This window comes from Brachybacterium atlanticum (assembly GCF_025669985.1).
GTDB lineage: Bacteria > Actinomycetota > Actinomycetes > Actinomycetales > Dermabacteraceae > Brachybacterium > Brachybacterium conglomeratum.
The window spans coordinates 51,914-72,215 of sequence record NZ_JAKJJW010000011.1 but is presented as its reverse complement, the minus strand read 5'-3'; the positions used below and the strand labels follow the sequence as shown (position 1 = coordinate 72,215).

Sequence of the window (20,302 nt, the reverse complement as noted above, 5' to 3'; positions counted from 1 at the left end):
CCTCAGGCCTGGGGACGGGGGACGACGACGAGCAGCGGACGCACGAAGATGCGGGCCGGGAGCATGTCGTGGACGAGCTTCTTCTCCACCTCGAGGGCGTCGCGGGTGGCGAGCATGAGGGCGGAGGTGCCGCAGGTGCCCGCGGCGTCGGATTCCCAGCGCAGCTGCTCGGCCTTCCAGCGCTCGACCCGCGCGTTCGCGGCAGCGGTGATGCCAGGGGCGACCTGCTGCTCCATGAACTCACGGGCGACCGGCACAGCGGCGCACAGGAGGTCCTGGTACTGGCCGGGATCCTCCACAGCGGTGCCGATCGCGTTCGGGTCCAGGCCGATCTCCTGGAACAGGGTCGAGGGGGCGACGTGCGGTTGGGCGCGCGGGGTTCCGTCGTCGTTGGCGATGCCGAGCACGGTCGAGGAGACGATCTGGCCACGGGCGGTGGTGAGGGTGCCCTGGAAGATCACCCAGGGGCGGTCCACCTGGCCATGGATCGCGAACACCTCGTCGCTCGGGACGCCGGCGAGGACGCGATCGCTCATCCAGTCCAGGACCGGGTGGAGTGGGCCGAGGAAGTGGACGTCGGGCCAGTTGGTGCCCGAGTCGTCGTCGAGCGCCGCGCGGAGGCGGCTGCTGGCGACGTCGGTCCGGGAGGTCAGTCGCAGGGTCTCCTTGACCCGGCGGTCCTTCAGATAGGTCTGCGGGAGGTGGTCGAGTCGGCGGCCGAGGTCCTCGCCGGGGGTGAACTGGATCAGCCCCGTCGACGCATCGAGCACGAGATCTACCCCGCCCTGGGGGACGGGTCGGCCCGGCTGGGTGTGCAGCTCGGTGAGGCCGGAGACGAGGAAATCGGCGTCGGAATCGAACAGACCGGTCTCGAAGGAGGTCTCCTGGGCGGCGCGGTGGCCGTCGCGGCGCCGCCGCTGCGGGGCGGAGTCCTGGGCAAGAGTGGCCTGAATGAACGCTCCAAGGGGATGGATGTTTGCTACTTCAGGGATCACCTCGTCCAGCTCCTTTTTTCCGCGAAGGACATCGGTTATCGAGCTCTGTTCCGAGACAGGGTCGTACTTCTGCATGAGAGAAGCAGCGTCGCCCAGTTGACGGTGAGCTTCCTCTTCCTTCTCCAAGACACGCCGGAAAACGTAGATGTCGCCGTCGAAGCCCTCGACCTCGGAGAGGTCCAGGAGCAGTGCGGTGATCTGCGGGGGCGTGCGCTGGCCGTAGCGGTCGATACGGCCGTTGCGCTGCTCGATCCGGATCAGGGACCACGGGACGTCGAAGTGGATCAGCTCATGACACTGGGCGTGCAGGTTCACGCCCTCCGAAGCGATGTCGCCGGTGATCAGCACGCGGATCGGCGAGGAGCTCTGCTTGAAGGACTCCACCACGCGCTGCTGCTCGACGTCGGTCAGGCCACCGTGGAGGACCGCGATCTGGTCGTCCTTGAGCTTCAGATCGGTGAGCAGATGCTCGCGCAGCCAGGAGAGGGTCGCGACGCGCTCGGCGAAGACGACCACCCGCTCCGGGGAGGTGCGGGCAACACCCTTGTCCTGCAGGAGCTCGACGAGGCGGCGGTACTTGCCCGAGCGGGGCTCGCCGCCTGCGGGGATGCACGCGTCGTTCAGCGCCGTGAGGCGGAGCAGGGCGTCGGCCTCTGCGGCGTGAGCGTTGGTGGGCGGGACCTCGGCCAGGTGGTCCACCTCCACCTTCCCCAGCACGTCCCGGGCGCGGTTGCGGAGCGTCTCCTTCAGCGCGACCGGGGAGGAAAGGAACGCCTTGGCGAGCGTCCACGGGAACAGCTGCGAGCCCCTGCCGGACATCGGTCCGTGGCCGACGGGCGGATGGGTCCAGGTCTGCGCGATCTCCCGGGCGACCGCGAGCTCCTCCTCGGAGGCTTCCACCGGCAACATCTCCGGCGGGCGTCGCTCGGCCCAGTTCTCCCCGACCTCGTCCTTCACCGAGTCCGAGTAGCGGTGGCGGCGGATCATCAGGCGCTGCGTCGCGCCGTCGGCGATCTCCCGCGTCGGGGACACGGCCGTCGGCTCCAGCAGGCTGATCAGCTGGGCGAAGGAGTCGTTGGAGCCGTTGTGCGGGGTAGCCGAGGCGAGGACCAGCGCGTCCGTGTTCGGCGCCAGCACGTGGGCGAGCTGGTTGTTCTGCGTGGACTGGTTCGTGACGTTGTGGGACTCGTCGATCACCACCGCGTCCCAGCGGTGATGGCGCAGGTCGTGGACGAAGCGGTCCTGCTTGAGGGTGTCCATCGAGATGATCACCTTCTCGAAGAAGGTGAACGGGTTCCGGGACGCGGGAAGCTGCTGCTTCACCTGCTGCACGCCATCGGAGTCCAGGCGCACGAATGGGATCGCGAAGCGGGTCCACAGCTCGTGCTGCATCTGCTCGAGGACGTGGCGGGGGCAGACGATGAGGATCCGCCGTCCGCGGCCGCGCCGGATCAGCTCCGAGAGGATCATGCCGATCTCGAGCGTCTTGCCCAGGCCCACCGCGTCCGCGATGAGCAGGCGCGGGCGGATCCTTTCGGGGTCCAGCGCCTTCTCCACCGCTTCGCGCTGGTACGGGAGGTCGTCGGCGAGCATCTGCGTGGAGACGGTGAGCTCGGCGTGGTCGACCGGGACCGGGGTCTTGCGGAGCGTCGACTCGATCCACAGGCGCGTGCGGCGGTAGCGGGGCGAGGTGTCCGCGACGACGGTCGAGTCCTCGGGGTTCTGGGGCGTGATCGTGTCGAGGGAGGCGTAAAAGGAGGCGGTGGTGTCCTTGACGAAGTCGCTCACGCCGCGGACCGCGTAGAGGGGGCCGTCAGGGGTGTCCTCGACGGAGGTGACCAGCCATGTCTCGTCACGGACGGTGACCAGGGAGCCTGGGGAGATCACTCCGGTGTCGGGCGCCTGAACTACCTGCGACTCCACTGCGCTCCTTCCCCCATGGGCGATACCGTGACGACTCTACGACAACTGTCGTCCTGTGCGCTGGTCAGAGCGGGATACCGAGGGCACCGGGGTTCTGCGAGGAGCATCACCGACTACTGCCTTGCACTTACAAGTGCAACACCCCTACTGTGGGAGTCCATGCACGACCCGGCGCCGCGCCCCGGCGCACCGAGAGGACTGATCATGTCTGCGACCGCCCTGGCTACCGAGCGGATCACCATCAGCGACCACATCATCGACGAAGCCCGCGACACTCCTGTCACGACCGGCTCCAGCCTCATTCTGCGCTCTGCCGAGGGTGCGGACATCGAGCTTCCCGCCGATCTGCAGCAGATCCTCCTGCATACGCTCGCCTCCATCGCCGGCGACAACCAGGTCACCATTGGCCGCATGCCCGAGGAGCTGACCAGCACGGTCGCCGCAGAGCTGCTCGGGGTCTCCCGCCCCACCCTCATGAAGTGGGCGCACGCGGGCGAGATCGAGTCGTTCACGGTGGGCAGCCACACCCGGTTCCAGCGTGACGAGGTGCTGCGGGTGCGAGCACTACGCGCCTCCCAGCGTGCCGCGGCGCACGAGGCGCTGCGCGAGTTCGACGCGGAGCACGAAGAGCTGTTCGACGACTGACCTCTCGAGCGGGCGGTGTCCGGACTGTGACGCACATCGCCCGCTCCAGGGCGGTCACGGATAGCCTTCGCCCATGACGCAGCGTGTGTTTGTGGACGCCAACATCTTCGTCAGCCGAACGATCATGGACTGGCTGTTCCATCTGCGCCGTCTCAACGACGGAATGTTCCAGCTGCACGCCACCGAGGACGTGTTCGTCGAGGCCTTGCGTGCGACACGGAAGCGGAACCCTCGAGCGCCCGGAAACCTCGTGTCCGATCGGATGGAGAAGATCCGAGACTGCGTCGACGAAGTGCTCCCCACCTTTCCGGGCACTCTCGAGTTCACCGGCTCCGACGAAGGCGACTATCACGTCCACGCCGCCGCGATCTCCTCACGAGCGGACATCATCCTCACGCAGAACAGCGCCGACGACATCACCACGACGCCGGACGAGGAGCCGTACGAGATCTACACCGCGGACGACTTCTTCATGCTGGTCGTTCAGTCGAATCCGGGATGCCTGGTCCCCTGCACCGAGGGCCAGCTCGCCTACTGGGGCAGGCGCGGCGACCCCCAGCTTGACGACCACCTCATGAAGTCCGACTGCCCTCAGTTCGCCGATGCCGTTCGACGAGCGCTTCGAACTCTGGCGATGGCGCCCTGACGCAACTCCCTCCCCTGTGCGCCAGCACTTCTCCTCCTCCCTCTCCCTCGCGACTCCCATCCGTCAGGGCCACGGCATATCGTGATTTCACGACCACGATGGAGGGAGCCGACGATGCCCAGTCCTGCCCAGCTCGCCCAGCGAACCCCCGTGCCGAGCCCCCGGGAGCCTCGCTCCTCGCACCTGGACTACGAGTCCTTCTGGACGACCTCGGAACCCCAGGGATGGCTGGATCGAGCTCTCGACCAGGGAGCGGTTTGGCTTCGCGAGAGCCTTCAGCTGGACCTCGACCTCACCGTCGACGCCAGCGAACGAAGTCCTGACGGCATGAAACGGGTCCAGGTGCTCCACCGCAGCGCCAGCCGGAGCCGAGGCGTCCGGCTACGTGTGTGGAACACCAACAGCGGGGGTACCTTCATCGTCACGGTTCTAGCAGTGGAAGGTGCCCGTGACGGATGGCTGCGGATCACCGTCACGTGCGACGACCCTACAACGGTCGCGAAGAAACCCAAGCTTGCCGACAAGATCCTCGACGTCGTCGAATTCGACGACGTCATGTCCCTCCACTCACGCGCCGAGTACACCAACGCCTCCGGCCTCGACGACCTCGACGCTCTCATCGACGCCCCGGAGCGGCGACTGCCCGTGATCGTCGCCGCCCCGCTCGACGGGGACTCCTTCGATTCCTGGAACAAGCTGGTGAATCGCTGGACCCAGCAGACCGTGGGCATCGCCCACGTCATCTCCCTGGACCCGCACGCCGCGGAGGGCTTCCGGACCCGGCACGGGCAGCATGCCGTCCGCCCCGGTACTCTTCGCACCTACCCGGCCGGGGCCGACCTCTCAGATCCCGTGACCGGACGGACTGCTAGGTGGCTGAGCCATAAGTCGCTCGCCGGTGCCGATCACCTGGTGACGCGGACGATCGAGAGCTTCGTCCGTCAGCACGCCGCAGCGCAGCCGCTCCCCCTCCCCCGAGCCTCTCGCGAGTGGGCGAGAGCCTTCGATCGCATCGCGAGCGGGAAGCTCCGCGAGGCCGTCACTCCGCCGCACCTCCCCTTGGACGAACGCAGGGAGCGCTTCGCGGCGCGGCGGCGGGAGCACGCGACGCTCCAGCCCACCGCTCAGGTCGCCTCTGAGGTCACCGTCGTGGAGCCTGATCTCGCTCCTTCGACAACGGACGAGACGACACGCGAGGTGGAGCGCCTCCGACGCGAGCTCGCCGCCGCACAGTCGGCACTGCAGGACGCGACCCGGCGCCTCAACCACGTGCAGGAGACCCTGATGGTCGACAACCTATCCGAGGCGTCGCTCCTGGAGTTGGTCGACCTGGCGACCAGGGACGTCCCCGACCAGTCCGCGATCAACACGCTCCTCGAGTCCAACGACTCGCTCGAGCGCCGACTCGACGGCCTCGAAGCAGATCTGGAGGAGGCGCAAACCGAGCGCGCCGAAGCCCGAAAGGACCTGGCTCGCCTCGAGGAGGACCACGCTCGCGGGCAGCGGCAGATCTCCTACCTGCAGAAGGCGCTCTCAGAGCACTCCCCGCAAGCGGCATACGCCTTCGCCGACCAGGATGCCCCGCAGAACCCCCTCGGGGAGTGCCCTGCCACGTGGGAGCTGCTCGCGCAGAGTACGGCCCTCGAAGCGCACAAGATCATACTCACCGCCCCGCCGAAGAAGGTCGCCGCGCTCACGGCCCTCGACGCCGACGGAGCGGCGCTCACCGCGGCATGGGAGGCGCTCGGAACCCTCGCCGCGTATCGCGAGGCGGTCGAGGCCGGCACATGGGATCAGGACGTCCACGCCTACTGCGAGTCCGCCCCCGTGGAGTGCTTCCACGTCGCGCCCAGCAAGCACTCCCGCGGCGAGACGAAGGCGACGAAGAAGGACTCGCGGTTTCAGAAGGCGCGCCTGCTCCCGGTGCCGAAGAGCGTCGACGCGCGCGGGAAGACACACATGTGGGCACACTTCAAACCCCACACCTGGGCTGCGGAGAAGCGCCTCAGGATCCATTACCTCGACCAGGTCCCGACCGAGGGGAAGATCTACATCGGCCACATCGGGGAGCACCTCCCCTCGGCATCGACGACGAAGGTACGCCGGTGACCCGAGGCGGTTCACCCGTCACCACTCCCACGTACCCTGTCCCTGCCACCGCGCATTGCGCCGATTCCGTCGCATGGTCCGACGGTCAGGAGAGGAGGCGATCCCATGTCCGGTCTCTCTCGCTCCGTGGAGAACCGCGAGCTCATGGCCGGAGAAGGACCGCTCCAGCTACTACGCCGGGACCATGCGCCATACATCCTCGGGACGCTCGCAGAGCACCTCGGCGGTGTCGAGCGCACCCGGCTGGCCGCGGATCTCTACGACCTCGTCGACGCCGATCTCGAAGAGCTCCGCCTCCACGAAGTGGACCTCCCTCGCAGCGCCCAGCACTACTGCGCGACCTGGGTCGAGCAGGGATTCCTCACCCGGCGGGCCGCGCGTGCCGAGCGCACCGAGGAGTTCTCTCTGACGGAGCACGCCCACGCCGCGCTGCGCATCCTCGACCAGGTCCACCGCCCGCGGGAGGCCGTGACCCGGTCGCGCCTGGCCCTGCTCACGGACCGGCTGCGCACCCTCGCGCAGGACACGGACCCAGACAGCACGCGCCGCATCGCCGAGCTGGAGGCGGAGCGATCCCGGATCAGTGCCCTCATCGACATGATCCGCGAGCACGGCGCAGAGCCGATGCCGGCGGACCAGGCGCTCGAGGCCGCGGAGGAGCTGTTCTCCCTCGCGCTCGACGTCCCCTCGGACTTCACAAGAGTGCGCGGTGCACTGGAGGACCTGCACCGGCAGCTGCGGCTCGGGCTCGTCGAGCACGACGGCCCGCAGGGCGAGATCCTCGATCAGCTGTTCCTCGGTGTCGACGCGATCGAGGGCTCCGAGGCCGGCCGGTCGTTCTCGGCCTTCCACGCGATGCTCATCGACCCCGTGCAGGAGGCACGGTTCCACGAGGCGGTCGATGCGCTCGCCTCCCGACCGTTCGCCGCCGCGCTCGGCACCGAACGCGTGCTCTACCTGCAGTCCTACCTCTCCCGGCTGCAGCGGGACTCGCACCAGGTGCGGCACGCGATGATCGACCTGTCCCGCTCCCTGCGGGAGTTCGTGCGCTCACGCCAGTTCGAGGAGTTCCGCGCCCTGGCGGACAGGCTGCGCCGTCCGCAGCGGCTCGGGCTCGAGATCGCGCCGCATGTCCGCCCGCACACGCGGCTCGAGGTGGAGCTGACGCTGTCCACCTTCACACCGCGTTCGGTGGGTCAGTTCCGGCTCCTCTCCCCCGGCGAGGCGACCGCCGACGACCCGCTCAAGACCACAGAGGCGGGCACCCTCGATCTCGACGCGCTACGCGCCACCATCCGGGAGTCCGAGATCGACCTCGCCGAGCTCGAGACCGCGGTCGACGCGGTGCTGGCCACCCAGCCCACGGCCACGATCGGGGAGGTGCTCACCGCGTTCCCTGCCACGCAGGGACTCGCCTCCGTCGTGGGCCTGGTGGTCCTCGCCCAGCGGCACGAGCAACCCGGGCGCGAGGACGTCGCGGAGGAGCTGGTGCGCTGGGAGACCCAGCATGGTGTGCGCTCGGCCCGCCTCCCCATGTTGACCTTCACCAGCCCGCCAAGGGAGAGCTTCCATGTCTGACATCCACCGCGCCGACTCTCCCGTCATCCTCTCTGCGGACTCCGCGGAGGATCATGCGCGGCTGTGGCCCGGCGACCCGGGCACCCTGCCGCTGGATGTGCGGCGTGTGCTCGTGGCCCTGCTCCGCGGCCCGTACGTGTCGCATCAGAAGGATCCGCTGCTGTGGTCCGCACTGCTCGCGCACGAGGAGGTGGTGCGTCGGCGGCTGGGCGATCTGCTGCTAGACCTGGCGATCGACGCCGATGCGGAGGTCGCCTTCTCCCGCAACCTGATCCCCGACCCGGACTTCCCCTCTCCCGTACCGAGCGTGCTGCGCACCGCACCGCTGAGCTTCATCGACTCGGCGCTGCTGCTGCATCTGCGCCACCTCCTGCTCCAGGGCGCGGCCCGGCAGGAGCGCGTGGTGGTGGGTCGGGACGAGATCGATGCGCACATGCAGGCCTATGTCGCCTCCAGCGGGAACGACGAGGCGCAGTTCCGCAAGCGCCTGAACGCCAGCATCAAACGGATGTACGACTACTCGATCCTGCTGCGCACCGACACGGAGGACCGCTGGGAGGTCTCCTCGATCCTCGCGCTGATCCTCACGGCCGACGAGATCGGCGGGATCGAGGAAGAGTACCAGCGTCTGCGTGATTCCGCCGGCGCTACGGCCGACGGCGGGGCTTCCGCCCCGGACCCCGCCGACTCCGATGATGATGCCGATGCCGATGCCGATGCCGATGCCGACGATGTTGACGACGACGTCAACGCCGAGAAGGAGAAGGCATGACCCAGCCCGCATTCGCCGTCGAGGTCGCCGATGCGCCGATCGACGAGCCCCTGTACCTCGGCCAGATGCGCCTGTCCCGCGTGCAGTTGCACAACTGGGGCACCTTCCAGGGCGGGCACGTGCTGCCGGTCCCGCGCGCAGGCCTGCTGCTCACGGGAGAGTCCGGCTCGGGGAAGTCCTCGGTGCTCGATGCGCTCAGCGCCGTGCTGATGCGCCCGGGCGAGACCCGCTTCAACGCGGCCGCGCAGGACGGTCCCGTCGGCGACCGTGACCGGACCCCGATGAGCTACGTGCGCGGCGCGTTCCGCAAGCAGTCCGATGACGACACAGGCGAGGTCACCTCCGGGTATCTGCGCTCGGCAACCACGGTCTCCGGCATCGCGCTGAGATTCGAGGACGGGAGGGGGCGCGTCGTCACGGCGATGCGGATCCTGCACGTCACGGGGCGTTCCTCTGCCGCGACCGATCTGCGATCGGCGTTCGTGCTGTTCGACCGCGCTGTGGACCTCGCCGAGCCGCTGGCGCTGAGTAAGCAGGGGATCGATCGTCGCAAGCTCAAGCGGGCGCTGTCCCCGCTGGTCGCAGAGGACACATACACGAAGTTCGGCCTCCAGCTGCGCCGGCAGACGGGCATCGGCACGGAAGGGGCGCAGCGACTGTTGCACCGCACCCAGGCGGCGAAGTCCCTCAGCTCCCTCGACGAGCTGCTGCGCGACTTCATGCTCGAGGTGCCGGAGACCTTCGGCCTCGCCGAGCAGGCGGTCGAGCAGTTCCGGGCGCTGCAGGATGCCCACGCCACGGTGCTCGATGCGCGCGAGCAGGTGGAGACCCTGCTGCCGCAGCGGGAGCAGTGGCGTCTGCATTCCGAGGCCAGAGGCGGCCAGGCGACGCTGGAGCGGCTGCGCTCGGCGGTCACCCCGTTCCAGCACACCGTGCTCGCCCGCCTCGCCGGTGAGGATCTCGCACGTGCCATGGCGGAGCTCGAGGTGGCGCGAAGCGACGAGGCCACCGCAGAGGTCGCCGAGCGAGACGCCGCCCAGCGGGAGCAGGAGGTGCGGGCGCAGCGTGATGACCGCGGCGGCGTCGAGCTCCGGCTGCTGGAGCGCGACCTCGAGGAGGCGGGCGCTCATGCCCGTCGAGTGCAGGAGACCGTGGAGCGGTTCCGTCCCGTGCTCGCGCGCCTGGATGCGGCGCTGCCCACAAGCCCCGAGGAGCTGGCGGCCGCGCATGCGCTGGCCGGGAGGGAGCAGGAGCGGGTCGAAGCCACGATGACTGAGCTCGCCGCAGGCGCGACCCCGCACCATGTCGCGCTCGACGGGGCGCGCCGCCGCGCCCTCGAGCTGGACGCGGAGATTCGGTCCCTGCGCACGCGCAGGTCACGGGTGCCGGGCCCGATGGTGAAGGTGAGGGACACGCTCGCGGACCTCGCTGGGGAGGCGCCCAGCGCTCTGCCCTTCGTCGCGGAGCTGATGGATGTGCACGACCCCGCATGGCAGGGCGCGGCGGAGCGCCTGCTGCACTCCCTGGCGGTGACAATCCTGGTCCCGGAGCGGCTGTACTCGCAGGTTTCCCGCGCAGTGGAGGGCCGGCACTGGGGTACCCGGATCTCCTACGAGCGGGTGCGCGACATGGCCCCGCACGGGGACTCCCCCGAGCGCGCCGGTGACGGCTACCGCGATGTGCTGTCGGTGCTGCGCCTGGCGAAGTCCCCCTTCCAGGGCTGGCTGCGGCGGCGGATCTCCCGTTCGTACCCACACGTCCTGGTTGAGGACATCGCGGACCTGTCCCGTCACCAGCGGGCCCTCACCCGCGCCGGGCAGATCAAGAACCGCGACCACCACCTCAAGGACGATCGCTTCCGGATCGAAGACCGGTCCCGCTGGATCATCGGCACCGACAACGCCGAGCTGATCGAGCTGCGCCGGGTGGAGCTCCAGGAGGCGAAGGCGGCTCTCGGGCAGGAGGAGGCGGCGCTCGGAGGTCTCGAGCGGGAACGTCGCGGGCTCGAGGAGCGGCAGCGGGCGCTCGTGAGGCTGCTGGAGACGCGCTGGACCGACGTCGATGTAGCCGGAGCCGCGCAACGGATCAAGGATCTCGAGGAACGACGCAGCGCGCTGCTGGCCCACACCGACCTCGAAGCCCTCGACCTGGCTCTCGCCGAGGCTGTCCGGGAGCACGCCGTCGCACGCGAGGCGCATCTCACAGCGCAGCTCGCCGTGAAATCGCTCCAGCAGGAGGCGAAGGAGGCGCAGGCAGATCTGGAGCGGGCACGCTCGGTGCTGGAGGGCCAGCGCCTGGATCCGGCCGACGAGACCGAGCTGCAGCGCCGGCTGCTCACTCATCGGCGCACGGCGCTGAAGAGGGCGAGACTCGCGGACACTATCCGCCAGCTGGACGGGGAGATCCGTGATGATCTCGAGACCACGCGGGAGACGCTGCGCAGAACGGCCTCGGCGCTCGAGGGGGCGCGGCGGGAGTACTTGCGGCGGTGGGCAGAGCGGTCCGTGAACCTGGTCGACGACATCGACGCGACCGAAGACTTCCTGCGGATCCTCGCGCGATTGGAGAGGGACCGGCTGCCCGAGTTCGAACACCGGTTCCGGAACCTGCTGCGCAACCAGTCGCAGAACAACATCGGGCAGCTCCGCGCCGTGATCAGCCACGCGATCCGGGACGTGCATCAGCGGCTCGCACCCGTGAACCTCTCCCTGGAGGCCACGGAGTTCGACACCGAGCGCCGCACCTGGCTCACCCTGGTGGCGAAGAAGAAGCACACCGAGGAGGTGCGGGACTTCCTCACCGCGCTGCTGGACATCACGCAGGGCGCCTTCGGGCAGGGTGAGGAGACGATCGCGCAGGCGGAGCAGCGTTACGCGCGGATGGACGCACTGCTGAGACGGCTGGGCAGCGCGGAGACCAGCGACATCTCGTGGAAGAAGCGTGTGCTCGACACGCGCCGGCACGTCGAGTTCGAGGCACGCGAGCACGACGAGTCCGGTGCTGTGGTGGACGTGTACCGGGGCGCGGGCGGCCGCTCCGGCGGACAGCGGCAGCGCCTGGTGACCTTCTGCCTGGCGGCGGCGCTGCGCTACCAGCTCACGGACTCTGCCGACGGGGAACCGCCCTACGGCCTGGTCGTGCTCGACGAGGCCTTCGGCAACTCCGACATGCACTACACACGCGCAGGCCTGGAGGTGTTCCGCTCCTTCGGCTTCCAGATGCTGCTGGCCACGCCGCTGAAGATGCTGCAGACCATCGAGGAGTACGTGGGCGGCGCAGCCGTCGTCTCCAAGGGCGCCGACAGCACCTCCCGCCTCGCGGCGGTCACGTTCGCCGAGCAGGAGGCGTGATGCGCTCCCCCGCTCAGGTGCGGGAGCACCTGCGGAAGGCCTGGGCGCGGAGCACCGCGGCCTGGCTCGCCGATCCGTCGGCCGCGCGCATCGCGCTGCCGCTGCACCCGCCGACGGGGGCCGAAGTGCTCGTCGACCCGTCCGCCGCCCACGCCTGGATCGCGGCATGGCAGGGCGCGGGACGGCTCGAGGAGCACGTGGTGTGGGAAGGACGGCGATGGGCGCAACTCGGCACCCAGCGGGTTCCGGTGCGCTTCGCGGCCAACGGGGCGGGAACGCTGTGCAACCTCGCCGGCTCCCCGGCGGAGGAGGAGTGGACGCTGCTCGCGGCGCGGCGGGACGCGGCCGTCGCGGCGCTGGAGGTGCCGACGATCGACGCCCCGGGAGGAGGCCCGACCCCTCGTCGAGGCCCCGCGGTGGAGGAGCCCGGCAGCGACCCTTCGCTCCCGTGGGTCCACGGCGAGCTGGTCGCCCGGGTCGCCGCGGCTCTCGCCCGCCGGCGCACGCAGTGGCTGGCGATGCCGCAGGTCGATGCCGAGCTGAGCATCCGGGCGGCGGCATGGCTGCTCGCGCATCCGGGCAACGGGCTCCGGATCCGTCAGGTGCCGCTGCCGGGCATGCACACGAAGTGGCTGAAGAACCATCGCGCCGTGGTCGAAGGTCTGGTGGGTGCCGTCCGCAGCGACGGCTCCACCGACCTGGGACTCCGGCCGGATCCCGTGTTCCACGATCTCGTCATCCTCGACCCCGTGGCACGGGCGGAGCGTCCCGGACTGCCGCGTGCCAGCCGAATGGCCCCGGAGGCGCTCGCGGCCACCGGGCTCCACCCGCAGGTCGTGATCGTGTGCGAGAACTCCGAGACCGTGCAGGTGCTGCCGGACCTGCCCGGTGCCGTCGCCGTGGGCGGCGCGGGCTACAACCTGCCGGACCTCTTCGCCGTGCCGTGGATCCAACAGTCAACGGTGTTGTACTGGGGCGACATCGACGCCGACGGTCTAAGGATCCTCGACCGGGCCCGCCACCACCACTCCCGCGTTACGAGCGTGCTGATGGACCGTGCCACACTCGAGGCCCACAGGTCGCTGACCGGAGCAGGCGGCGAGCGTCCGCAGGTCGAGCTGACGCGTCTCATGCCGGAGGAGGCCGAGCTCCAGCGCGAGCTGCGCCGGACAGGGCTGCGCCTCGAACAGGAGCGGATCGAGATCGGATACGCGGTGCGGAGACTCCGGGAGGCGATCGAGGCAGCCTTCGGCCTACCCTGACGCCACGGCCGCGCCGCTGACCCTGCTACCGTTCGAGGACCCCTCCGCCGGTTCCGCCCCGGCGACGGCCGCCCCCGCACCCCTGCTGGATTTCGCGATTCGGGCGGTGAACCACTGCACTCGCCCCCACAAGGACGCCGCCTTCGCAGGGATCGCGGGCGTGAACGTGGTGGAGCTCGGTGCCGGCGGCAGCGCGAACCTCCCCTGGCTCCCCGCAGGGACGCGGCTGTACGCGGTCGAACCGAATCGGGCGCTGCACGACCCGCTGCGGGCTCGCTGCGAGCGCGCGGGGATCGGCCCGGTCGCGCTGCCGGTCCCCGCGGAGTCGCTGCCGCCGCCGGACGCGTGCGTGGACGAGGTGATCTGCTCGCTGGCGCTGTGCACGATCCCGGACGCCGAGGCGGCGCTTGCGGGGGTGGTGCGGGCGCTGCGCCAGGGCGGGTGTTTCCGCTTCGTCGAGCACGTCGCCGGGTCGGAAGACGATGCCCGCGACCGGGTCCAGCAGGTGCTGCGGTACCCTACCCCGACCGCATCACCCCTTACCTGTGAACACCCCGCATACACAGACAAGCTGACAGGCCCACCGTCGGGCTGCCGCTCGTGGACGGAGCAGGGCTTCCACCTCACCTACGCCCGGCCGCAGGACGTCGATCTGGTCCGCATGCCCGGCGATCCCGCCGGGTGAGGACAATGTCCTCACCCGCGGATGCGCGATCCGCCCCGGTCCCCTGACACCTCGTTCGCGCCAGGAGCTCGCATGTCCACCAGGCGACGGGACATCTCCCTCACCCAGCTGACCTACTTCGCTGCGGCCGCGGAGCATGGGAGCATGACGGCCGCAGCGGACGAACTCTTCATCGCGCAGTCCGCGATCTCCGCCGCGATCACCCACCTGGAGCACCAGCTGGGGGTGCAGCTCCTCATCCGCCAGCGCGCCAAGGGTCTGCAGCTCACCGCTGCGGGCGAGCACTTCCTGCAGCGCGCCCGGCAGATCCTCGCCGAGCTGGACGACGCCGTCGCCTCGGTGCACTCCGAGTCGCTCACGGGACGGGTGGGCGTGGGCTGCTTCCGCACGCTCGCGCCATTCTTCCTCCCCATGCTCGTGCGGGACCTGGGAGAGCGAGCGCCGGGGCTGTACGTGGACGTCACCGAGCTGACCGCGGATGAGGTGGCCCCAGCGCTCGCCGCGCACCGGATCGAGGTAGCGCTGACGTACGACCTCGGATTGGAGGCGACGGTACGCCTCGAACGGCTGGCGACGGTGTCGCTCTACGCGGCGGTCGCGCAGCACCACCGCCTCGCGGGCCGGGAGTCGGTGAGCCTCGCCGAGCTCGCGGAAGAGCCGCTGGTGCTGCTGGACCTGCCGCTCAGCCGAGACTACTTCCTGCGCACGTTCACCGATCACGGCCTCCAGCCGTCGATCCGCTACCGCTTCGAGAGCTACGAGGCGGTGCGGGCAATGGTCGCGATGGGGCTCGGGTTCACGCTCCTCAACCAGCAGCCGAAGATCGAATCCACATATGCGGGCGGGAGCTTGTACCACATACCGATCCTCGAGCCGACGCCTTCGCTCGATATCGTCCTCGCGTGGAATGATGACGGCGCTCTTCCCACCCGCCGGGCCCGCGCCTTCGCTGACACATGCCGCGCCGCGATCGGTGGCGCCGACGCCGCCACCGAGAGCACATCGCACGCCTGACCAGTACGAAGATCGAGCGCACACTCACCGCCCGGCTTTGCGACCTCCCCACCGAACCGCCGCTCCCGAGACGGAAAATCACGCTTCGGTCACGACAACTTCCTGTCCTCTACATCTGCATAACAGAGGAACTTCCCCGCATTCCGCTATTTGCAAGATCCCTTGGCGGTCCCGATTCTGGTCGGACCCATCACCCCAAGGAAGGGGAATCACCATGACCGCCCCCACCGTCCCGGACACACGCGCTGCCCAGGCGGATCGCCGCGCCGTCCGCACCAGCACCATCGCCGGTTCGATCGGCGTGCTCGTCCACTGGTTCGACTGGGCGGTCTACGCCTACATGGCGACCACGATCTCCGCCGTCTTCTTCCCCGAGGCGAGCAAGACCGCCGGTCTCCTCGCCACCTTCGGGGTCTTCGCGATCTCGTTCCTGGTCCGCCCGATCGGCGCGGTCATATTCGGCCGCCTCGGCGACAAGCTCGGCCGCACCACAACTCTCACCGTCGTCATCCTCTCGATGGCCCTGTCCACGCTCGTGCTCGGGATCCTCCCCGGCTACGCGACCATCGGCATCGTCGCGCCGATCCTCCTCATCGCCACCCGAGTGGTGCAGGGTCTCGCCGCCGGCGGTGAGTTCGGCAGCGCAGCCGCGTTCCTCGGCGAGTTCTCTCCCGCACACCGCCGCGGGTTCGGCTGCAGCTGGCTCGAGTTCGGCAGCCTTCTCGGATTCCTGCTCGCCTCCTTCGTCGTGCTCGTCCTGGAGACCGTGTTCACCGGTGACCAGATCACCGGCTGGGCGTGGCGCATCCCGTTCCTCGTGACCGTCCCGCTGGGCCTCATCGGGTTCTACATCCGCCGCCGCATCGAGGACACCCCAGAGTTCCGCGCCCTACAGGAGCTCGAGACCGTCGCCTCCTCCCCCGTGCGCGAGGTGTTCCGCTCCAACTGGCGCGAGTTCCTCAAGACCTGCGGCATGGAGACCTTCATGAACGTGACCTTCTACGTCGTGCTGGTCTACCTGCTGACCTACCAGGAGGTGAGCCTCGGGTTCGACGCCGGCCGCGCCGCGCTCCTGTCCACCCTCGGCTCCGCCCTCGCGCTCGTCGTCGTGCCGCTCGCCGGCGCCGCCTCGGACAAGGTGGGCCGCCGCCCTGTGCTGTTCACTGCTGCGATTGCGCTGACCGTCCTCTCGGTGCCGCTGTTCGCCCTCATGCGCACAGGAACCACCGGGGCCGCGCTCATCTCGACCATGGGACTCGCGCTGATCCTCGCGATCATCCTGGGCACCCACGCAGTGACCGTCGTCGAACTGTTCCCGACCCGCACCCGGCAGACGGGCCTCTCGATCGCCTACGCCGTGACCGCCGCACTCTTCGCCGGCACGGCTCCGTACCTGCTGACCTGGCTGATCGACGCGACGGGCAACACCATGATGCCCGGCTACTTCCTTGCATTCGTCGGCGTCATCGGCATCATCACCGTCGCCACGATCCGCGAGTCCCGCGGCATCGACCTCATGAAGGACGAGGACCTGGGGCGCGCCGCGCCCGCCCCTGCACCGGGGACCGTGACGGTCCCACCCGCGGCGCCGCGCGTCTAATCACCGACAACCGCCCCCTCACCGCACTCCCCCATCAGGAAGGTCAGCACCATGCTCACCTCGTCACCGGACGACGTCCCGACCACCGTCGAGTCCACCGAGGTCGTCGTCGTCGGCGCCGGACAGTCCGGCCTCGCCGCGAGCGCCCACCTCACCCGACAGGGCATCGACCACCTCGTTCTCGAGAAGGCGGACATCGCCGACCGCTGGCGCCACGGGCGCTGGGACTCCCTGGTCGCCAACGGCCCCGCCTGGCACGACCGCTTCCCCGACATGGAGATCCCCGGGGTCGGTCCGGACGAGTTCGCCACCAAGGACCAGATGGCCGACTACTTCGCCGCCTTCGCCCGCAGCGTCGACGCCCCGGTCCGCACCGGCATCGAGGTGCGCTCCGTGACGCCGCGGGACGGCGCGGCCGGCTTCACCGTCGAGACCAGCGCCGGCACGCTCACCGCAGGCAGCGTCATCGCCGCGACCGGCCCCTTCCAGGTCCCCGTCGCGCCGCGCATCATCGGCGAGGACCTGGTGCCCCATCAGATCCACTCGGCGGAGTACCGCAACCCCGAGCAGCTGCCCGAGGGCGGCGTGCTCGTCGTCGGCGCCGGCTCCTCGGGCGCCCAGATCGCCGAGGAGCTCCGGGCGAGCGGCCGACGGGTGCACCTGTCCGTCGGCCCGCACGACCGGCCCCCGCGCAGCTACCGCGGCCGTGACTTCGTGTGGTGGCTCGGGGTGCTGGGCAAGTGGGACGCCACCGCCCCGGACTCCGACCACGTCACCATCGCCGTCAGCGGCGCCCGCGGCGGACACACCGTCGACTTCCGGGAGCTCGCCGCCTCCGGCATCACCCTGGTGGGACGCACCGAGCCGGCCGAGGGCGGCACGCTCCGCTTCGCCGGCGACCTCGAGCGGAACATCCTCGCCGGGGACGCGAACCTGCTGGGGCTGCTGGCCGAGGCCGACGCCTACTGCGCGGCGAACGGGCTGGACCTGCCCGAGGAGCGGGAGGCCCATGAGCTCGGCCCCCTGCCGGACTGCGTCACCGAGCCGGTGCGCGAGCTGGACCCGCGCGCGGCCGGCATCACCTCCATCATCTGGGCGACCGGCTACCGGCAGGACTTCTCCTGGCTGCAGGTCGGCGCCTTCGACGAGACCGGCCGCCCCGCCCACCAGCGCGGCGTCTCCGCCGAGCCCGGCATCTACTTCCTGGGCCTGCCGTGGCTGTCCCGCCGCGGCTCCAGCTTCATCTGGGGCACCTGGCACGACGCGCTGCACGTCGTCGACCACATCGAGACCCGGCGCCGGTACGCGCAGTACTCGCCCGACCTGCCGGCGTCCGCGCCCCTGTCCGAGCCCGCTCCGCGTCTTCTGGAGGAGATCGCCCGATGACCACCCACACCCACACCCGCATCCGCCCCTTCAACACGAAGGACACCTACCCCGAGCAGAACCTCGACAACGACCTGTGCCAGGCCGTCGTCGCCGGCGGCGTCGTCTACCTGCGCGGCCAGATCGGCCAGGACCTCGACACCCGGGAGTCCGTGGGCATCGGGGACGTGGAGGCTCAGACGGAGAAGGCGATGGCCAACATCGACATGCTGCTGCAGGAGTCCGGCAGCCGCCTCGCGGACATCGTGAAGGTGACCGTGTACCTCACCGACATCCGCTTCCGCGAGACCGTGTACCGGGTGATGGGGCGCTGGCTGCAGGGCGTGCACCCCGTCTCCACCGGCCTCGTCGTCGACGCGCTCGCCCGCCCGGAATGGCTCGTCGAGATCGATGCGACCGCGGTGATCAGCGACCCGGCGGACGATCACGAGGCGGTGACCCGGTGACCTTCTCCCTCGTCGCCCGCGACGCCCGCACCGGCGCGCTCGGCATGGTGGTGAGCTCCTCGAGCCCCGCCGTCGCCGCCCGCTGCCTGCACCTGCGCGCCGGCGTCGGCGCCGTCGCCTCCCAGAACGTCACGAACCCGGCGCTCGGCGCCGCTGTCCTGGACCGGCTCGAGGCCGGCGAGGCGGCCGGTGCCGCTCTCGCCGCCGTGCTCGGGACCGAGCAGCACGCCGCCTACCGACAGCTCACCGTGGTCGACGCGGCCGGCCGCACCGCCGAGCACTCCGGCGAGAACGCGCTGGGCACGCGCGCCGCCGCGCTCGGCGACCAGTGCGTCGCCGCCGGCAACCTGCTGGCCGACGAGGCGGTGATCCCCGCGATGGTCGCCGCCTTCGAGGCCGCCGACGGCGAGGAGCTCGAGCACCGGCTGCTGGCCGCCTTCCGCGCCGCGGTCGCGGCCGGCGGCGAGGCGGGAGAGATCCGCTCCGCCGGTCTCGCCGTCGTCGACGACGTGCCCTGGCGCACCACCGACCTGCGCGTCGACGACGCCGCGGACCCGCTCGGCGAGATCGAGCGGCTGCTCGCGCTGTGGATGCCGCAGAAGGCGGACTACCGCATCCGCGCGCTCGACCCGACGGCGGCGCCGTCCTACGGCGTCCCGGGGGACGAGTGATGACGTCCGAGGCGGTGACGACCGAGCTGCTGGGTGCCGTCGAGACCGACGTCGACGCCCTGCGCGAGACGCTGGTGGGGATCAGCCACCACCTCCACGCCCGCCCGGAGACCGCCTGGGCCGAGCACGCCTCCGCCGACTTCCTGGCCGGGCACCTCGAGGCCTGGGGCTTCGACGTCACCGCGGGAGCGGCCGGGCTGCCCACCGCCTTCGTGGCCGAGCACGGCACCGGGTCACGGACGATAGGCCTGGTCGCCGAGTACGACGCGCTGCCCGGGCTCGGCCACGCCTGCGGCCACAACGTCATCGCCGCCGCCGCGCTCGGCGCCGCCCACGCCCTGCAGGCCGTGGCGGACGAGCTCGATCTGCGGATCCGTGTGCTCGGCACCCCGGCGGAGGAGGGCGGCGGCGGGAAGATCCCGATGCTCGAGGCCGGCTGCTTCGACGGGCTCGAGGCGGCGCTGATGATCCATCCCGGCCCGGCCGACGCCGTCCTCGCCCGCCCCCGCGCCGTGGCGCACTTCGACGTCGAGTACCGGGGCACCGCCTCCCACGCGGGCGCGTACCCACACCTCGGCGTGAACGCCGCCGACGCCTTCACCATCGCCCAGGTCGCCATCGGCCTGCTGCGCCAGCAGCTGCCCGACTCCCTGCGCGTCCACGGCATCGTGCAGGAGGCGGGCACGGCCCCGAACGCCATCCCCGGCAGCGCCCGCGGGTCCTGGTACGTCCGGGCGGACACCCTCGAGGAGCTCGATGTCGCCTTCGAGCGGGTGCGCGCCTGCTTCGAGGCCGGTGCGATCGCGACCGGCTGCACCTGGGAGCTCACGGAGACCAGCCCCCGCTACGCCGAGTTCCGCAACGACCACGAGCTCGCCGAGATCTTCACCCACCTCGCCGCCGCACAGGGCCGGGACATGGACCTCGCCGAGGACGGGCCGCGCGGCATGGCGACCGCCTCGACCGACATGGGCAACGTGTCCCAGCAGGTCCGGGCGCTCCACCCGTACCTCGGCATCGACTCGCTGCCCGCCGTGAACCACCAGCCCGAGTTCGCGGCGGCCGCCGCGACGCCGGCGGCGGACCGGGCCGTGCGGGACGGGGCGGTGCTGCTCGCGCAGACCGTGGTCGAGCTGCTCGCGGGCGGGGTGCAGAAGGGCTGACAGCGGTGGACGAGCGTCGACCGCCTCGTCCAGAGTACCAACTCCTGGTACTTTGAC

Annotated in this window: 15 protein-coding genes; 14 read left to right on the top strand and 1 reads right to left on the bottom strand. The window is 70.3% G+C overall.

All coding sequences use genetic code 11. The features are described from left to right. Positions 1 to 2: 2 nt before the first annotated feature. The gene (locus L3K22_RS07540; protein ID WP_263310826.1) at positions 3 to 2,918 is read right to left on the bottom strand and encodes a DEAD/DEAH box helicase; all 2,916 of its coding nucleotides are present in this window, start codon (positions 2,916 to 2,918) and stop codon (positions 3 to 5) included. A 204-nt stretch (positions 2,919 to 3,122) separates the two neighbouring features. Between L3K22_RS07540 and L3K22_RS07535 the strand changes: the two genes are divergently transcribed. From L3K22_RS07535 to L3K22_RS07470, 14 genes are all read left to right on the top strand, one after another. Beyond that, a complete protein-coding gene (locus L3K22_RS07535; RefSeq protein ID WP_263310825.1) occupies positions 3,123 to 3,563 on the top strand; it encodes a helix-turn-helix domain-containing protein in 441 nt (146 codons plus the stop codon). Positions 3,564 to 3,636: 73 nt separating this feature from the next. After that, entirely contained in the window at positions 3,637 to 4,209 is a 573-nt protein-coding gene (locus L3K22_RS07530) for a PIN domain-containing protein (RefSeq protein ID WP_263310824.1), read from the top strand. A gap of 342 nt (positions 4,210 to 4,551) precedes the next feature. Next, the gene (locus L3K22_RS07525; RefSeq protein ID WP_263310823.1) at positions 4,552 to 6,318 is read left to right on the top strand and encodes a hypothetical protein; all 1,767 of its coding nucleotides are present in this window, start codon (positions 4,552 to 4,554) and stop codon (positions 6,316 to 6,318) included. A 105-nt stretch (positions 6,319 to 6,423) separates the two neighbouring features. After that, a complete protein-coding gene (locus tag L3K22_RS07520) occupies positions 6,424 to 7,896 on the top strand; it encodes a DUF3375 domain-containing protein (RefSeq protein ID WP_263310822.1) in 1,473 nt (490 codons plus the stop codon). Next, positions 7,889 to 8,668 (top strand): DUF4194 domain-containing protein, encoded by a 780-nt coding sequence (locus tag L3K22_RS07515; RefSeq protein ID WP_263310821.1) that lies wholly within the window; start codon positions 7,889 to 7,891, stop codon positions 8,666 to 8,668. Before L3K22_RS07520 ends, L3K22_RS07515 begins: the two co-directional genes overlap by 8 nt. After that, positions 8,665 to 12,018 (top strand): ATP-binding protein, encoded by a 3,354-nt coding sequence (locus L3K22_RS07510; protein WP_263310820.1) that lies wholly within the window; start codon positions 8,665 to 8,667, stop codon positions 12,016 to 12,018. Before L3K22_RS07515 ends, L3K22_RS07510 begins: the two co-directional genes overlap by 4 nt. Beyond that, positions 12,018 to 13,280: a Wadjet anti-phage system protein JetD domain-containing protein gene (locus L3K22_RS07505; RefSeq protein WP_263310819.1), complete on the top strand. Its 1,263-nt coding sequence runs from the start codon at positions 12,018 to 12,020 to the stop codon at positions 13,278 to 13,280. Before L3K22_RS07510 ends, L3K22_RS07505 begins: the two co-directional genes overlap by 1 nt. Positions 13,281 to 13,386: 106 nt before the next feature. Beyond that, positions 13,387 to 13,965, top strand: coding sequence for a class I SAM-dependent methyltransferase (locus L3K22_RS07500; RefSeq protein WP_263310818.1), 579 nt, complete (start codon positions 13,387 to 13,389; stop codon positions 13,963 to 13,965). Positions 13,966 to 13,986: 21 nt separating this feature from the next. After that, on the top strand, positions 13,987 to 14,979 hold the full coding sequence (locus L3K22_RS07495; protein WP_308445914.1) for a LysR family transcriptional regulator: 993 nt from the start codon (positions 13,987 to 13,989) through the stop codon (positions 14,977 to 14,979). Positions 14,980 to 15,193: 214 nt separating this feature from the next. Beyond that, complete coding sequence (locus tag L3K22_RS07490) at positions 15,194 to 16,579, top strand: MFS transporter (protein WP_263310817.1); 1,386 nt, start codon at positions 15,194 to 15,196, stop codon at positions 16,577 to 16,579. Positions 16,580 to 16,630: 51 nt separating this feature from the next. Next, positions 16,631 to 17,965: a flavin-containing monooxygenase gene (locus tag L3K22_RS07485; protein WP_263310816.1), complete on the top strand. Its 1,335-nt coding sequence runs from the start codon at positions 16,631 to 16,633 to the stop codon at positions 17,963 to 17,965. After that, positions 17,962 to 18,411 carry a RidA family protein gene (locus L3K22_RS07480; protein ID WP_263310815.1) on the top strand — a complete coding sequence of 150 codons (450 nt, stop codon included), beginning with the start codon at positions 17,962 to 17,964 and terminating at the stop codon, positions 18,409 to 18,411. Before L3K22_RS07485 ends, L3K22_RS07480 begins: the two co-directional genes overlap by 4 nt. Beyond that, complete coding sequence (locus tag L3K22_RS07475) at positions 18,408 to 19,082, top strand: DUF1028 domain-containing protein (protein WP_263310814.1); 675 nt, start codon at positions 18,408 to 18,410, stop codon at positions 19,080 to 19,082. Before L3K22_RS07480 ends, L3K22_RS07475 begins: the two co-directional genes overlap by 4 nt. After that, complete coding sequence (locus L3K22_RS07470; protein WP_263310813.1) at positions 19,082 to 20,245, top strand: M20 family metallopeptidase; 1,164 nt, start codon at positions 19,082 to 19,084, stop codon at positions 20,243 to 20,245. Before L3K22_RS07475 ends, L3K22_RS07470 begins: the two co-directional genes overlap by 1 nt. The last annotated feature ends 57 nt before the right edge of the window (positions 20,246 to 20,302 follow it).

What these genes read in the sequence shown, in the direction of transcription:
- L3K22_RS07535 (WP_263310825.1), top strand. Translation starts at nt 3,123, where the DNA reads ATGTCTGCGACCGCCCTGGCTACCGAGCGGATCACCATCAGCGACCAC.
- L3K22_RS07530 (WP_263310824.1), top strand. Translation starts at nt 3,637, where the DNA reads ATGACGCAGCGTGTGTTTGTGGACGCCAACATCTTCGTCAGCCGAACG.
- L3K22_RS07520 (WP_263310822.1), top strand. Translation starts at nt 6,424, where the DNA reads ATGTCCGGTCTCTCTCGCTCCGTGGAGAACCGCGAGCTCATGGCCGGA.
- L3K22_RS07515 (WP_263310821.1), top strand. Translation starts at nt 7,889, where the DNA reads ATGTCTGACATCCACCGCGCCGACTCTCCCGTCATCCTCTCTGCGGAC.
- L3K22_RS07510 (WP_263310820.1), top strand. Translation starts at nt 8,665, where the DNA reads ATGACCCAGCCCGCATTCGCCGTCGAGGTCGCCGATGCGCCGATCGAC.
- L3K22_RS07505 (WP_263310819.1), top strand. Translation starts at nt 12,018, where the DNA reads ATGCGCTCCCCCGCTCAGGTGCGGGAGCACCTGCGGAAGGCCTGGGCG.
- L3K22_RS07495 (WP_308445914.1), top strand. Translation starts at nt 13,987, where the DNA reads ATGCGCGATCCGCCCCGGTCCCCTGACACCTCGTTCGCGCCAGGAGCT.
- L3K22_RS07490 (WP_263310817.1), top strand. Translation starts at nt 15,194, where the DNA reads ATGACCGCCCCCACCGTCCCGGACACACGCGCTGCCCAGGCGGATCGC.
- L3K22_RS07485 (WP_263310816.1), top strand. Translation starts at nt 16,631, where the DNA reads ATGCTCACCTCGTCACCGGACGACGTCCCGACCACCGTCGAGTCCACC.
- L3K22_RS07480 (WP_263310815.1), top strand. Translation starts at nt 17,962, where the DNA reads ATGACCACCCACACCCACACCCGCATCCGCCCCTTCAACACGAAGGAC.
- L3K22_RS07470 (WP_263310813.1), top strand. Translation starts at nt 19,082, where the DNA reads ATGACGTCCGAGGCGGTGACGACCGAGCTGCTGGGTGCCGTCGAGACC.